This window comes from Psychrobacter sp. 1U2, from assembly GCF_051847575.1.
In genome coordinates this window covers 1-540 of the sequence record NZ_JBPYDC010001697.1, presented here as the reverse complement: position 1 = coordinate 540, position 540 = coordinate 1, and the positions used below count along the sequence as shown (strand labels likewise).

Here is a 540-nt window from a genome sequence, read left to right as displayed (position 1 = left end):
CATTTATTTATCCGGAAATATGAGTATTTATCATTAACCCGTTCTGCCTACGGCATTTAGCCTATGTTCTGCATTGGATACATAGGCTGCCCGTTCACTTAAAAGGACTAGCCATGTCAATGATTTCCTCCCATACGCATTTGGCCACGCCAGATGACTTCTCTGATAACTGTGGTTTTGGTTTGATTGCTCATATTGAGGGTCAAGCCAGCCACAATCTGGTAAAGACTGCTATTCATAGCTTAAGTTGTATGACCCATCGCGGTGGTGTTGCTGCCGATGGTAGAACTGGTGATGGTTGTGGTCTATTGTTAGCAACGCCTACGGAGTTCTTTCAGCAGATTGCCACTGAGCAGCAGCTTGTACTTAATGACAATTTTGCTGTCGGTATGGTCTTTGTTAACGTAGATAATGATAAAGCTCAGTATAGTCAACAAATACTCTCCGAAGAGATCACTGCGCAAGGCCTAGATGTAGTAGGCTGGCGTGATGTACCACTCGACTTAAGTATCGTCGGTGAGATTGGCCGTGAGACATTAC

The 540-nt window shown here is 44.4% G+C and carries 1 protein-coding gene; it reads left to right on the top strand.

Going from position 1 to position 540, the window contains the following annotated elements; genetic code table 11:
• Positions 1 to 113: 113 nt before the first annotated feature.
• On the top strand, positions 114 to 540 hold a 427-nt coding region (locus ACS8FD_RS23945; protein WP_439277684.1), incomplete at its 3' end, for a hypothetical protein.